The following is a 13,233-nucleotide window of genomic DNA, read 5'->3' as shown; positions in this document are numbered from 1 at the left end:
ATCCGCCCTCACCGAGACGACGCCTCACGGCCCACGAGCCTGCGGGCCACCCCACAATTGTCCAGACTCCGCCCCGCCGCGCTGCCTCTCACCTCACGCCGGCGCGTAACACACCGTCACCGGGGCGTGGTCGGACCAGCGCCGATCGTAGGATTCGGCCCGCTCCACCCGCGCCACCTTGGCCCGCGCCGCCAGCCCCGGCGTGGCCACCTGGTAATCGATGCGCCAGCCGGCGTCATTGTCGAAGGCCTTGCCCCGGTAGGTCCACCACGAATACGGCCCCTCCTGCTCCGGATACAGCGAACGCACCACGTCCACGTATCCCGCCTCCTCCAACACCCGCGACAGCCACGCCCGCTCCTCCGGCAGGAACCCCGACGTCTTGCGGTTGCTCCGCCAGTTCTTCAGGTCGATCTCGCGGTGGGCGATGTTCCAGTCGCCGCACACCACCAGCTCGCGCCCCTGCGCCTCCACCTCGGCACGGCGCCGCACCAGGTAGGGCAGGAACGCCTCCATGAAACGCTCCTTCTCCTCCTGGCGCCGCGTGCCCACCTCACCCGAGGGCAGATACAGGCTGGCCACCGCCACACCGCCCAGATCGGCCTCGATATAGCGGCCCGCGTCCTCGAACTCGGCCGCGCCGAACCCGACCCGCACCGCCCCCGGCTCCTCCCGCGAGAACAGCGCGACACCGGCACGCCCCTTCGCCGCCGCCGGCGCCAGCGCCACATGCCACCCCCGTGGCGCGATCACCGCCTCACTCAGCTGCGAACGCTCCGCCCGCGTCTCCTGCAGACACACCACATCGGCATCCGTGGCGGCCAGCCACTCCACGAACCCCTTGCGCGCCGCCGCGCGCAGCCCGTTCACGTTCACCGTAGAAATCGTCATCTGCACGCGCGCAAGCGTAACCAACCACCGCCGGCGCCGCAGTCCCGGCTCAAAGCCGCCACCACAGCGAAAGGACCGGTGCCCACCGGCACCGGCCCCTGGCGAACAGCCCGAACTAGGGGTGCAACACCACCTTGGTGTAGCCCTCCTCGTGCTTGTCGAACTTCTCGTAGGCCATCGGCGCCTGGTCCAGCGACACCTCGTTGGTCACCACGAACGACGGCGTCGCCCGCCCGGCCGTGATCATGTCGCGCAGCTGCCGGTTGTACCGCTTGACATGGCACTGGCCGGTGCCCATCCGCAGACCCTTCTCGAACATCTTCCCGATGTCGAACAGCAGCCGCCCCCGCTTCGCGTTCTCATCGGGCCCGCCCGGATCCGCGGGCACGTACAGCCCCGGCACCCCCATGGCGCCGGTCGGCCGCACCGTCTGGATCAGGGAGTTCAGCACCGCGGCCGGCTCCTCGCGCTCCGGGTCCTCCACCCCGTGGGCCTGGTACCCCACGCGTCGATACCGGCATCCGTCCCCTCGCCGTTGAGGTCCAAGATCTGCTGGGCGGGATCGCCCTGGGTGAAGTCGACCGGAGTCGCCCCGATCTGCTCGGCCAGCCGCAGCCGCTCCGGCACCCGGTCCACCGAGTACACCCGCGAGGCCCCGCGCAGGAACGCCGAGTACGCCGCCATCAGCCCCACAGGCCCGCACCCGTAGACCGCGACCGTGTCACCGGGGGATACCCCCGCCAGCTCGCAGCCGTGGTACCCGGTGGGGAAGATGTCGGCCAGCATCGCGTAGTCGGTCTCGTGTTCCGTCCCCTCCGGAAGCACCAGGCAGTTGAAGTCGGCGTAGGGCACCCGCAGCCGCTGCGCCTGTCCGCCCGTGTAGGGCCCCATGGCCACGTAGCCGTACGCCCCGCCGGCGAAGCCCGGGTTCACCGTCAGGCAGAACCCCGTCTTCCCCGCCTCGCAGTTGCGGCAGAACCCGCACGCCACGTTGAACGGCATCACCACGCGCTGACCCTCGCGCAGCGTCGTCACCGCGGAACCGACCTCCTCGATGACACCGAGATTCTCGTGACCGAACACGATGCCCGGCTCCGCGGCGGTCCGCCCCTCATACATGTGCAGGTCAGAGCCGCAGATACAGGTGGAGGTCACCCGTACGAGCACGTCGTTGGGGTGCTCGATCCGCGGATCCGGTACCTCCTCGACAGCGACCTCGAACGGTCCCTGGTACACCACTGCCCTCATCAGACGCCCCCTCGTCTCGATCTCGGCAACCGGCATCCCACCCCTACCCGAAAGCGTGAGCCACATCACGTCAAATCCGCGGCAACCCGGACGCCTTCCCCTCAACCTCCTCAGATTCCCCCGCGCCACCAGCCAGCCGACGCAGCACGCCATACGTCCGGTTCGACCGCGCCGCCTCGCGCTGCGCCCTCGCCGTCACATCGATGTAGGACTGCGACGACGTGATCGAGCTGTGGCCCAGCAACCGCATGATCTCGCTCACCGACGCCCCGTCCTCGGCCAACCGCGTGGCGAACGTGTGCCGCAGCGCGTGCACCAGCGTCCCCCGCGCCACCCGGTCGTGCACACCCGCGTGCTTGTAGCACTGGCGCACCAGGTACTGCAGGCCCCCGCGGCGCAGCCCCTCACCGCGGTTGTCCACCAGCAGCGGATCCGACCCCCGCAACCGGGCCCCGAAACGCGCGCGCCGCGTCGCCAGGTACTCCTCCAGCAGCGCCTCCAGCGGCGGCTCGATCGGCAGCGTCCGCGCCACACCGCCCTTACCGCTCACCCGCACCCGGCGCTCGCCCGCGCGCCCACCGAGCGACTCCACCCGCAACGCCAGCATCTCCGCCGAGCGCAACCCCGTCAGCAGCGCCAGCGCCAGCACCGCCATATCCCGCTCCGGCCACGGATCCCGCGCCCGCCGGCACCCCGCCGCCAACGCCTCCAGCAACCGCTCCGGTGTGTCCTCACCCAGCAGCGGCTTGGGCTCGTGCGGCTTCACCCTGGGACGGCGCACCGCCGGCATCGGATTGCCCTCGACCACCCCCTCGGCCACCCAGAACCCGAAAAACCCGTTCCACGTCGACCAGGCCCGCACCACACTGGACGGCGCGCGATCCGCGGCGAACTCCGCGAACGCCCGCCGCAGCACCCCGCCGCCCAGATCCGCCAGCCGCAGATCGGCCCGCTCGCACCGCTCAACATCGGCTGCCCGGTCCAGCACCCCCAGCAGGTCCCGCCGGTAGGCCGCGATCGTGTGCGGCGAGGGCTTCGCCGGCCGCCGCGCCACCAGGTACTCCTCAACGGCATCCACCGCCCGCATCGGGGACGCCCCAACCTCCGCAACACCGTCGGTAACGCTCATGCCCCACAGCTTCCCCGATTCCACGGGCCGCGATCGCACCAGGGGCGCGCGATCCGAACGTCAGCATCCCCGCGCCCGCCCCGCCAACCCGGGCACCGGGGGAGCGGTCACGGGATCTTCTTGGCCGCCCACATCGACACCCCGTGCAGCGGGCCTTCCAGCGGACCGCGGCGCCGCACCAGAAGCCTCCACGCCGTGGCGAAGAGCAGGGCGCCCAGCAGCACCGACCAGTCCATGTTGTCCGTCACGAACCGCAGCGGCGTACCGGCCAGCCACCCTTCCTCGCCCACCCAGATCAGCAGGACATGACCCACATAGGTCGTCAGCGCCAGCGCCCCCACCGACGCCAGCGGGTACAGCGCCCACCGCAGGTAGTGCGACACCAGCAGGGCCACCCCCAGGACCGCGATCGCGACACCGCCCGCGCCGTAGACCTCGAACGGGCTCCCGCTGTGCGGTGCGGCCGTCAGCAGCCACGCCCAGTCGTTGAGCGGCACCGTGCCCGCGACACCCTCCCGCAGCGTGGCATCGAGGGTCTCGGCCCCTCCCTGGTCCGCCATGTACCCGGCGTCGAAGGAGGAGTCCAACCGCTCCCGGCCGCCGAAGGCGTTCAGCGCGAACCAGGAGCCGGTGTAGGACAGCGCGGCCACCGCGGTTCCCACGCCCGCCAGCGCCCAGCGGACCTTGACCGAGCGCAGGTCCAACCGCCCGATGGCCAGCCCCGCCAGCACGAACGGCATCCAGGTGATCGCCGGGTAGGAACCGGTCAGCAGGAAGTCGACGATCCCCTCGCCGGACCAGGCCACCAGCGGGTCGTAGGAGTTGATCGCCGCCACCGGCCCTTCCAGCGGCCCCTCCTGGATCAGCCCGCGCAGGTAGAACGACACCAAGGGCCCCACGAGCCCCAGCACCGCGGCCGTCCCGGCGACGATCTTCCACCGCTCGTCCATCAGCGGCGCGGCCAGCACGAAGAACACCGCATAGTAGGCCAGGATCACCGCGACCGGCACACCCGTCATGGTCAGCAGAGTGCCGAGCGGCAGCATGAGCAGGCCGCGGATCACCACCCGCCACAGCGCGACCCCCATATCGCCGCCGGTCTTGGGGGTGGCCCCGCCCGATATCAGCGCGATGGACACCCCGGCCAGCAGGGCGAACAGCGCCGCCGCCCGCCCCGAGACCACGGGCAGGAGCGCGTTGCCGCCGTCGGCCAGGCTCCAGCCGATACCGACGTGCACGACGAACATGCCCAGCACCGCGAGCCCGCGCGCGACGTCGATGCCGATAAGCCGGTCGCCGGAGGAGGCGGCCCGGAACCGCCGGCGCCACCAGCCGGGGGAGCGGTGCCGCCTGCCCCGGCGCTCCCGGCCGGAGGCGGCACCCTCGGCGGATCCCGCGGCCGAGCCGTTGGCGGAGGCGTTGGCGGAGGCGCGCCCGTTCACACGCCCGGAGGAGGGGGAAGCCGCCGTGTCCAGCGGCGGCTCGTCGGTGGCCCCGCCGCGAGGGGAGGGGTTGGTACTGTTCGACACCCTTCGATACTCCCCTTACTTCCGCACGACCGTAGGGCTCATCGCGGCTTTTGACCGCTTGTGGCCTGTTTTCCAGGTCGGGGACAACGGATCCGGGAAACGGGGCGTCCCGATCCCGGCCCTGGGTGGTGCGACCGCGCCGCACACCCAAGCAAACGGACAAAATGCGCGAGATGTCATATTCAGTAACAAGTGATGCATAACACACTTTATGCATGGAACATGAACACGACGAGATCGCCTCAGGGGGAGTTCCCGATCCGGCCCGGCACCACCGGCGCCGCACCCCGCAACGCGGCGATCACCCCTTTCTCCGGCAACGCTATGCGAGTGATCCATCAAAGGCCAGGAAGGGCGCCACAGCACGTCGCCGCCGACCAAAGAGACTCCGTCTCTTTGCGACAGCCCGGAACCGCAAGCAGCACGGCACCGGCCTCAGCCGCCGACCGCGCCGCGACACCCGGCGAGTCCCGCATCCCGGACCCGCGCGACACGGGACGGAAATCCGGTACCGCGACACGCACCCCGGCGCCCCTTCCGCCACCCCTTCCCAAAACGCCGATAATGCACATTATGTAAAGTCAGACCGTATCGGTCCCTTTCGAGGCTCCCGACTGCCCCGCCCTGGGTTCGCGCGGATGCGTGGTGAGTACCTACGCCGCGCCGCGGCTTCGGGCTTCGCCGCGTCTCACCGGCCGGCGAGGCCCCTCCCTCGCTTCAGATAGGAAAGCCCCGACCTCGCCGGCCACCGCGACCGGGGAGGCGCACCGGCGTGTCCCGGGCGCCGCTGCGGCCGGCCACCAGCACAGGCGGTGACGCACCCGGCGTGTCGACGCTGTGACCAAGGGTGGCCACACCTGGTCGGGAGATCATGTCGCATAAGCGGTGTGTGGCGGCGGGCACGGCCCTAAGGTGTTGGGCATGATGTGGCAGCGGGACGTTGATCTGGTAGTACCGCTCTGGCAGGGCGGCGACGACGTGCGCGTCGCCCAGGGGGCCTCCGCGCTGGCGCGGTTAGTGCCCTCCGCGGGCGGGAGCCGGCTGCACGTGTCGGTCACCGACGGCCCCCGCGAGAAGGTCGACAAGGTCCGCAACCTGCAGGTGGTGGCCGACACGCTGCGGCAGCTGCGCGAACGGGTGGCGCACAAGGCCCCGGTCCGGGTGCTGACGCTGGGAGGCGACTGCCTCTCCGATGTCGCCGCGGCCGAACACCTGGCGGCCCGCCATAAGGGAATGGTGGTGTACTGGGTGGACGCCCACGCCGACCTGAACACCCCCGACTCCTCCCCCAGCGGCAAGGCGCACGGCATGGGGTTGCGGCTGCTGCTGGGCGAGGGGCATCCGCGGCTGCTCGGCAACGGCGGGCCCGCGGTGCCGCACTCGCACGTGACCCTGGTGGGCACGCGCGACCTCGACCCCGGCGAGGAGGAGTTCGCGCGTTCGGCGGGCCTGGAGCAGGTGGATCCGGTGCAGGTCATCGCCGACCCCAGCGGTGTGGTCTCCCCTCGCCCCCAGGGCACGCCCGCCTATGTGCACCTGGACATGGACGTGTGCGACCCGGTCGACCTGCCCGCGGTGTCCTGCCCCTCGCCGCAGGGCCCGCGCGCGGCGACGGTGGCCCAGGCCCTGGCGGCGATCGCGGCCCACCATGACGTGGTGGGGGTGGGCGTGTGCGAGTACGTCCCGGTGATCGAGCACGACACCGACCGGGTCAGGGCACTGCTGGCGGCTCTGGGACTCACCGGGGACCAGGGGTAGGCCCAGCCACCGACACGGTCGGCGCCGCGGGCGTGTCGGGCGCGCGAGGGCCTATCCTGCTCGGGATGGACATCGCGATCGTGTGTCAGGGATGCCAGGGCAGCGGCCTGCGGGTGAACGTCGTCGGCTACGGGGGCAGGAACGTGGCGGGCGAGATGGTGGTTCCGCGCCCGTGCGACGACTGCGACGGTTCGGGGCGCATCCCGTCGCTGGGCTGGTCCTCCTCCCCCGAGCCGAGAGACGGCGGCTGAGCGCGGCCGGTGATCCTCACGGCAGCCGCAGCCAGCCTGTGCGCACACGCCACTCGCGGCCCGCGCGCATGTGCCGCACCACCGCCCGTTCCAGCCGGGTGTTCTGCGGTGCCTGCTCGGGGCGCACCTGCGCCAGCCGGAACACGAACCGGAACACGTCGGCGTCGCCGGGGGCGTCCTGCTCGACCAGGGTGAAGCGGCGCTGGAACGCCATGATGTTCGACCGCTGCGGCAGGTACCGGGCCAGCTGCGGGTCCAGCAGCCATGACGTGCATGTCGCCACCGGGTGGTCCACCCCGGTGCGGGCGCGGAAGAAGCACCTGGCCCCGGCCAGGGACTCCTCGATCCCGGCGGGGTCCAGCGGGCCGTCGGCGGGGATGTGCAGCCGCAGCACGGGGGCGCCGTGCTCGAACTCCGGCCCCATGGAGCAGGCCCGGGCCCGGCCGTACCATGTGACCGAGCCGCGCGGCCCCAGCCGCGCCGGTTCGTACTGCAGCCGCCCCAGCTCGAACAGGCCCGCCCGGAAGTGCAGCGCGATCCACGAGGCCGTTTCCAGGCCGATGCGGCCGAACATCTGGCGGGTGTGTGCGACGTGCCGGCCGACGTCGGCCAGTGTCGCCGCGCTCACCTCCCGCGGTACGCCCAGCCGCCGGTGCGCCGCCCGCAGCGCGGGCACCGCCGCGGCGAAAGCGAACACGGGGGCGCAGCGCGCCCGGGCGTCTGGCACGTGCGGCAGCGGCGGCCAGTGCCGCCAGTGCACTGCCGGCGGCTCCATGTCGCTGAGCAGGCGCGCGTACATGTACTCCACCAGCCACCACAGCTCCACCGGCCACGACTCGTCCGGCCACAGCTCCACCAGTTCGGCCTCGTCGGAGCCGGCCAGGGCGAACGGGGCCAGCGCCTCACTCGCCCGCTCACGCGGCGGCAGCACCGCCCCGCTCTGGCGCGCGGGCAGCGCCGCGGTGTCGGCCAGCCAGTCGCGCATGTCCGCGCCCAGTTCGAAACGCTCCACCACCGCGGCGACATCCATGGCCCAATCCTCTCGCTCCGGCGCGGTGGCGCAACGCCGCCACGCGTCTCTGCCGCGCCCGCGCGAAAGCGTGGGCCCCGCCGCCCACCCGTGAGGCGGAATCACACACAGGGCATAGTCTTAATGACCGGACGCCGCCACGATCCACCGCAAAGGGGACGAATTCCGATGTCAGACGCGGCGCGTCAGGTGCGCGACTGGCTCGCCACCTACGACGCATCCACCGCCTCGGTGGGCTACCTGCTGTGCGACCGCCACCCCGCCGATGCCATCGCCGTGACCGAGATCAGCCCCGATCTGCGCGCGCACGACCTCAGCTACGGCGAACTCGCCCGGCGCTCCGCCGCGCTGGCCGCCGGCATGGCCGAACTCGGCGTCACCGCCGGCGACCATGTGGCCACCCTCATGGGCAAAGGCATCGACCTCGCTGTGACCGCGCTGGCCATCTGGCGGCTCGGCGCCGTGCACGTCCCCGTCTTCACCGCGTTCGCGCCCTCGGCCATCGCGCTGCGCCTGACCGATTCGGGTGCCCGGCTCGTCGTGTGCGACGAGGACCAGCGGTGCAAACTCGACCCGGGCGAGGACGTCCCCGCCGACGCCCCTTGGCACGTCGCCACCACCGCCGCACGCCCCCAGCGCGAGGGCGACCACACCCTGGCCGGGCTCTGCGCCGCCGCCTCACCGGTGACCGAGCCGGCCGCCACCGGCGGCGACGCCCCGTTCATCCTGCTCTACACCTCCGGCACGGTCGGGCCGCCCAAGGGGGTCGCCGTTCCGGTGCGCGCGCTCGTGGCGTTCCACACCTACCACCACTACGGTCTCAACGTCACCGATGACGACGTGTACTGGAACACCGCCGACCCCTCCTGGTCTTATGGCCTCTACTACGGGCTGGTGTCGCCGCTGCTGGCCGGGCACCGCACCCTGCAGCTGCGCGCGGGGTTCGACCCCGAGCTCACCCTGGATGTGCTCGCCACCTTCGGTGTCAGCAACTTCGCCGCCGCGCCGACGGTCTATCGCACCTTGCGCGCCACGTTGAAGACGCTGCCGCCCGAAATCGCCGTGCGGCGGCTGTCCAGCACGGGTGAGCAGCTCAGTCCGGATGTGGTGGACTGGGCCGGCGACGTGTTCGGGGTCGCGGTCCTCGACCATTACGGGCAGACGGAGCTGGGGATCTGCGCGGGAGACCAGCACATCGACGGCGCCGACACCCCCCGCAAGCCCGGCTCCACCGGCGGACCGCTCCCCGGCTGGGCGGTGAGCGTGCTGGAGCCCTCCACCGACGAGGAGACGCCGCCGGGGATGGTGGGGCGTGTCGCCGTGGACATCAAGGACAGCCCGCTCATGTGGTTCACCGGGTACCGCGGCAGCCCCGACTCCTCGGCCGCCCGTTTCACCCCCGAGGGCCGCTGGTACCTCACCGGCGACACCGGGGCCTGCGACAAGGACGGCCACCTGTTCCTGTCCTCCCGGGACGACGAGACCATCCTGATGTCGGGGTTCCGGATCGGGCCCTTCGACGTCGAGACGGCACTGCTGCAGCACCCCGAGGTGGCCGAGACCGCCGTCTACGGGGTTCCCGACGACCTGTGCGGCGAGGTGGTGGCCGCCAGCGTGGTGCTGCACGAGGGTGTCGTGGCCACCGAGGAGCTCGCCGAGGAGCTCCGGGAAACGGTGCGCACCCGGTTCGCCTCGCATGCCTACCCGCGCCGGGTCACCTTCGTCGAGCAGCTACCGAAGAGCCCGTCGGGTAAGATCCGGCGTTCGCGGCTGCGCGCCGCGGACGGGTGACCCCTTTTTCGCCGGTCAGCTGGCCGTGGCTGCGTCGGCGACCAGGTCGTTGATGCGTGCGGCCATCTCCAGGTCGCGTTGGGTTATGCCGCCGGCGGCATGGGTGATCTGGCGGAAAGTGATCTTGTTGAACCTGATGTCGATATCGGGATGGTGGTCGGCCTGCTCCGCGGCGTGGGCGACCGCGGTGACCAGGTGGATGCCGCTCAGGAAGTCCGGCATGCGCACGGTGCGCCGGATCTCGTTGCGGTCGTGGTCCCACTCCCAGCCTTCCAGCCGGTTCAGCCCTTCGGTGATCTGCTCGGCGTCCAGTAGCTTCATCGCTCGCTCCTTCACTGCTGTTTCGTCGCGCCCGGGGCCCGGCCCGGTCTGCGGCGCGCCGTCCGCCGGGCCGTTGGTCCCACCGTTCCCAGGGCGGGAGGCTCTCTCACCCGCGGACGCCCCCGCCCCGCCAGGACGACGCCAACGGCCGGAAGGAGGCGTCGTAGGGGACGCGCGTCCCCTACGACGCGCGGGGCGGGCTCAGTGGAGGCCCTCGGGGTCCTCGGGCAGGTCCTCCCGGTCTTCCTCCTCCAGCGGGACGGTGGGCACGTGCCCGGTCGGGGACTCCACCGGTGAGGGTGAGGGGGGCGCGGTCTCGTCCTGCCCCTGCTCGGGCTCGGCCTCCTCGGGCGAGGCCTCCTCTTCCTCCTCCTGGCCGCTCTCCTCCTGGGTCGGTGACGGCCCGGGCTGGGCGGGGGGCGCCGTGGCCTGCTGGTATATCTGCGCCAGCCACATGTACAGCACCACCAGCAGCGCGACGAGCAGCAGTAGCAGCACCACCAGTCCCGCGATCACCGCCCGGGTCGCCCTCGGGTCGGCCGCGGCTGCCCCGCTGCCCCCGCCGCCCTGCCACGACCACCGCCCCGATGCCGGCGCGCGCGCCCCCGCCCAGTACGGCACGTAGCCCGGTGAGCGCCGTGTGCCCCCGGCTGGTTCCACCGCGACCGGTTCGAGGAACGCCCCGGCGCCGGGGGCGTCGTCGCTGTGGGGCACCGCCACCCACGAGGCGGCCGGGTTGGAGGTGTTGGAGGCCAGAACCCGCGGCGGGTTCTGCACCCCGGCGCCCCGCGCCACCGCGGCGACGAACCTGTCCCTGGCGGCGGGATCGGCCGCCGCGCCCTCGCTGAGCACCGCAACGCTCACCGCCCGCCCAGCGGAGTCGTGCGCCAGGTAGACGATGCCCTCGGTGCCCACACTCGTGCGCTCACGCAGCCGGAACGCGCCGAGCTGGCGCGGATCGCTGTCCTGCAACGGCTCAGACACCTGCCGTAGCCTTTCCTCAGCGAAGCGGTCACGAAACGACTGGCCGGTCATGGGCCGCACCGGCGCCGCCCGGCCCCGGCCGCCGCCTACCCCGATCACTTCGAGCGGGTAGTCTCGCCGGTGCGTGTTCATCAACGTACCCGGCGTCGGCGTCAGGCGGGGCGCCACTGCTTCTTGTCGAAAGGTTGGTAGCGATGGCGGAATCCGCGCCTGCACCCGGCCCCGAGGGCGAACAGCCTGCCCGGCCCGACGGCGCCGAGGCCGCCGGCGAGCCGACCCGGCTGCTTCGGGCCGCCCTGCAGGAGGTCTCCACTGTCATCGTGGGCCAGGACCAGATGGTGGAGCGCACCCTGATAGCGCTCATCGCCAAGGGCCACTGCCTGCTCGAGGGGGTGCCCGGCATCGCCAAGACGCTGGCGGTGTCCACCCTGGCTAAGGTGACCGGCGGTTCCTTCACCCGGTTGCAGTTCACCCCGGATCTGGTGCCCTCCGACATCGTGGGCACCCGCATCTACCACCCCTCCACCGAGCAGTTCGACGTCGAACTCGGGCCGGTCTTCACCAACTTCGTGCTGGCCGACGAGATCAACCGCGCCCCCGCCAAGGTGCAGTCGTCGCTGCTGGAGGTCATGGCCGAGAAGCAGGTGTCGATCGGCGGCACCACCTACCCGCTGCCCGACCCGTTCGTCGTCATCGCCACCCAGAACCCGGTGGAGTCCGAGGGCGTCTACCCGCTGCCCGAGGCCCAGCGCGACCGGTTCCTGATGAAGGTGGAGATGACGCACCCCCGCGCGCACGAGGAGATGGAGATCCTGCGGCGGATGAGCGCGACCCCGCCCGAGGCCCACCAGATCCTCGACCCGGTCACCCTGCTGGAACTGCAGGGCGACGCCGAACGCGTACACGTCCACCAGCTCATCGCCGACTACGTGGTGCGGCTGGTCATGGCCACCCGGGAACCGGAGAACTACGGGTTGCCCGAACTGCGGCGGATCCTGGAGATCGGCGCCAGCCCGCGCGCCACCCTCGGGCTCGTCGCCTGCGCGCGCTCTCTCGCCCTGATCCGTGGACGCGACTACGTGCTGCCCGACGACGTCCGGGTGCTGGCCCGCGATGTCATGGCGCACCGCCTGGTGCTGACCTTCGACGCGCTCGCCGACGGCACCACCACCGCCCAGGTCGTCGACCGGTACTGGCCGCGGTACCGCCGCCCCGGGTCATCTGGGACGATCCGCCCACCGGCGGCTCGGCCGCCATGGCCGCACGGTAGGCCCGCCATGGCACACCCCGCGCCGCGCCCCGGATTCGACCCGCGCCTGCACGCCGCGCTGCGCCGCCTGGACCTGCGCGTGGTCCGGCGCCTGGAAGGCATGCTGCACGGTGAGCACCTGGGACTGTGGCTGGGGCCGGGCAGCGAGTCCGCCGAGGCCCGCGTCTACCAGCCCGGCGAGGACGACGTCCGGCTCATGGACTGGGCCGTGACCGCGCGCACCACCACCCCGCACGTGCGTGACCTGGTCGCCGACCGGGAACTGGAGAGCTGGAGCCTGGTGGACATGTCGGCCAGCATGGATTTCGGCACCGGGCACCAGGAGAAACGCGAGGTCGCCCTCGGCGCGCTCGCGGCGGTCAACGTGCTCACCCAGCGGGTCGGCGACCGCTTCGGCGCCCACTTCCTGCACCGGGGGCAGATCCGGCGGTGGCCGGCCCGTTCGGGCAAGGCGGCGCTTTTGGCGCTGCTGTCCACCGTGGCATCGGCGCCGCGCGGCGACGGCCGCAACGGTGCGGGGGTCTCGCTCGGCGAGGGCCTCGCCGACCTGGCGCGCACCCGCCCGCGCCGCGGCCTGCGCGTGATCATCTCCGATTTCCTGGACACGCCTCCCGGGGCGGACGCCCAGGCACCCGCCCCGTGGGAGCCGGCGCTGCGGCAGCTGTCCCTTCGCCACCAGGTGCTGGCGGTGGAGGTTGTCGACCCCCGCGAACTCGACCTTCCCGGCATAGGCTTGGTCACGATGCAGGATCCCGAAACCGGGCGTTCCCGCGAAGTCCGGCTCACCAAGAAAGTCCAGCAGCGCTACCGCGAGGCCGCCCAGGCCCAGCGCGCCGCGGTGCGGGGCGGGTTGCGCCGTTGCGGGGTCCCGCACCTGGTGCTGCGCACCGACCGCGATTGGATCGTCGACATGGCCCGGTTCGTGGTGGAGCAGCGGCGCACCGCCCACCGGCTGGCCCGGCACACACCGGTGGTGCCACGTTGAGCCGCGCCCGCGGCGCGCCCTTTGACCCCAGCGAAAGGACAACCGG

General features: G+C 72.0%; 12 protein-coding genes and 1 pseudogene. 5 read left to right on the top strand and 8 right to left on the bottom strand.

Annotated features, from left to right (window positions below; genetic code table 11):
* Positions 1-93: 93 nt before the first annotated feature.
* From VS93_RS15055 to VS93_RS15040, 5 genes are all read right to left on the bottom strand, one after another.
* Positions 94-891 carry an exodeoxyribonuclease III gene (locus tag VS93_RS15055; RefSeq protein ID WP_046470560.1) on the bottom strand — a complete coding sequence of 266 codons (798 nt, stop codon included), beginning with the start codon at positions 889-891 and terminating at the stop codon, positions 94-96.
* A gap of 115 nt (positions 892-1,006) precedes the next feature.
* Positions 1,007-1,342, bottom strand: coding sequence for a hypothetical protein (locus VS93_RS33015; RefSeq protein WP_236700559.1), 336 nt, complete (start codon positions 1,340-1,342; stop codon positions 1,007-1,009).
* Positions 1,336-2,139 (bottom strand): alcohol dehydrogenase catalytic domain-containing protein, encoded by an 804-nt coding sequence (locus tag VS93_RS32565; RefSeq protein WP_338022748.1) that lies wholly within the window; start codon positions 2,137-2,139, stop codon positions 1,336-1,338. The genes VS93_RS33015 and VS93_RS32565 overlap by 7 nt, the downstream gene beginning before the upstream one ends.
* 70 nt (positions 2,140-2,209) lie before the next feature.
* On the bottom strand, positions 2,210-3,268 hold the full coding sequence (locus VS93_RS15045) for a tyrosine-type recombinase/integrase (protein WP_236700558.1): 1,059 nt from the start codon (positions 3,266-3,268) through the stop codon (positions 2,210-2,212).
* Positions 3,269-3,375: 107 nt separating this feature from the next.
* Positions 3,376-4,797, bottom strand: a complete 1,422-nt coding sequence (locus VS93_RS15040; RefSeq protein WP_046470558.1) for a heparan-alpha-glucosaminide N-acetyltransferase domain-containing protein — start codon at positions 4,795-4,797, stop codon at positions 3,376-3,378.
* Between the two features lie 921 nt (positions 4,798-5,718).
* Here VS93_RS15040 and VS93_RS15035 point away from each other — a divergent pair.
* Positions 5,719-6,555, top strand: a complete 837-nt coding sequence (locus VS93_RS15035) for an arginase family protein (RefSeq protein WP_046470557.1) — start codon at positions 5,719-5,721, stop codon at positions 6,553-6,555.
* A 65-nt stretch (positions 6,556-6,620) separates the two neighbouring features.
* Positions 6,621-6,806, top strand: coding sequence for a hypothetical protein (locus tag VS93_RS15030; protein ID WP_046470556.1), 186 nt, complete (start codon positions 6,621-6,623; stop codon positions 6,804-6,806).
* 16 nt (positions 6,807-6,822) lie between these two features.
* Here the strand turns inward: VS93_RS15030 and VS93_RS15025 are convergent, their stop codons facing one another.
* Positions 6,823-7,836 carry an acyltransferase domain-containing protein gene (locus tag VS93_RS15025; RefSeq protein ID WP_046470555.1) on the bottom strand — a complete coding sequence of 338 codons (1,014 nt, stop codon included), beginning with the start codon at positions 7,834-7,836 and terminating at the stop codon, positions 6,823-6,825.
* Positions 7,837-8,004: 168 nt separating this feature from the next.
* Here VS93_RS15025 and VS93_RS15020 point away from each other — a divergent pair, with 168 nt between their 5' ends.
* Positions 8,005-9,627, top strand: coding sequence for an AMP-binding protein (locus tag VS93_RS15020; protein WP_046470554.1), 1,623 nt, complete (start codon positions 8,005-8,007; stop codon positions 9,625-9,627).
* Between the two features lie 15 nt (positions 9,628-9,642).
* Here VS93_RS15020 and VS93_RS15015 read toward each other — a convergent pair whose 3' ends face one another.
* Together VS93_RS15015 and VS93_RS15010 are read right to left on the bottom strand one after the other, a co-directional pair.
* Positions 9,643-9,948: a 4a-hydroxytetrahydrobiopterin dehydratase gene (locus VS93_RS15015; protein ID WP_046470553.1), complete on the bottom strand. Its 306-nt coding sequence runs from the start codon at positions 9,946-9,948 to the stop codon at positions 9,643-9,645.
* A 201-nt stretch (positions 9,949-10,149) separates the two neighbouring features.
* The gene (locus tag VS93_RS15010) at positions 10,150-10,932 is read right to left on the bottom strand and encodes a hypothetical protein (protein WP_046470552.1); all 783 of its coding nucleotides are present in this window, start codon (positions 10,930-10,932) and stop codon (positions 10,150-10,152) included.
* A gap of 194 nt (positions 10,933-11,126) precedes the next feature.
* Here VS93_RS15010 and VS93_RS15005 point away from each other — a divergent pair.
* Together VS93_RS15005 and VS93_RS15000 are read left to right on the top strand one after the other, a co-directional pair.
* A pseudogene (locus VS93_RS15005) lies at positions 11,127-12,202 on the top strand (AAA family ATPase).
* A 7-nt stretch (positions 12,203-12,209) separates the two neighbouring features.
* The gene (locus VS93_RS15000) at positions 12,210-13,187 is read left to right on the top strand and encodes a DUF58 domain-containing protein (protein ID WP_046470551.1); all 978 of its coding nucleotides are present in this window, start codon (positions 12,210-12,212) and stop codon (positions 13,185-13,187) included.
* The last annotated feature ends 46 nt before the right edge of the window (positions 13,188-13,233 follow it).

Source organism: Allosalinactinospora lopnorensis, from assembly GCF_000981225.1.
GTDB lineage: Bacteria > Actinomycetota > Actinomycetes > Streptosporangiales > Streptosporangiaceae > Allosalinactinospora > Allosalinactinospora lopnorensis.
This window is presented reverse-complemented; position numbering and strand designations above follow the sequence as displayed.

Excerpts from the sequence above, each read along its gene's own strand:
- VS93_RS15045 (WP_236700558.1), bottom strand. The coding sequence starts at position 3,268 with ATGAGCGTTACCGACGGTGTTGCGGAGGTTGGGGCGTCCCCGATGCGG.
- VS93_RS15035 (WP_046470557.1), top strand. The coding sequence starts at position 5,719 with ATGATGTGGCAGCGGGACGTTGATCTGGTAGTACCGCTCTGGCAGGGC.
- VS93_RS32565 (WP_338022748.1), bottom strand. The coding sequence starts at position 2,139 with ATGAGGGCAGTGGTGTACCAGGGACCGTTCGAGGTCGCTGTCGAGGAG.
- VS93_RS15020 (WP_046470554.1), top strand. The coding sequence starts at position 8,005 with ATGTCAGACGCGGCGCGTCAGGTGCGCGACTGGCTCGCCACCTACGAC.
- VS93_RS15025 (WP_046470555.1), bottom strand. The coding sequence starts at position 7,836 with ATGGATGTCGCCGCGGTGGTGGAGCGTTTCGAACTGGGCGCGGACATG.
- VS93_RS15055 (WP_046470560.1), bottom strand. The coding sequence starts at position 891 with ATGACGATTTCTACGGTGAACGTGAACGGGCTGCGCGCGGCGGCGCGC.
- VS93_RS15015 (WP_046470553.1), bottom strand. The coding sequence starts at position 9,948 with ATGAAGCTACTGGACGCCGAGCAGATCACCGAAGGGCTGAACCGGCTG.
- VS93_RS15000 (WP_046470551.1), top strand. The coding sequence starts at position 12,210 with ATGGCACACCCCGCGCCGCGCCCCGGATTCGACCCGCGCCTGCACGCC.
- VS93_RS15030 (WP_046470556.1), top strand. The coding sequence starts at position 6,621 with ATGGACATCGCGATCGTGTGTCAGGGATGCCAGGGCAGCGGCCTGCGG.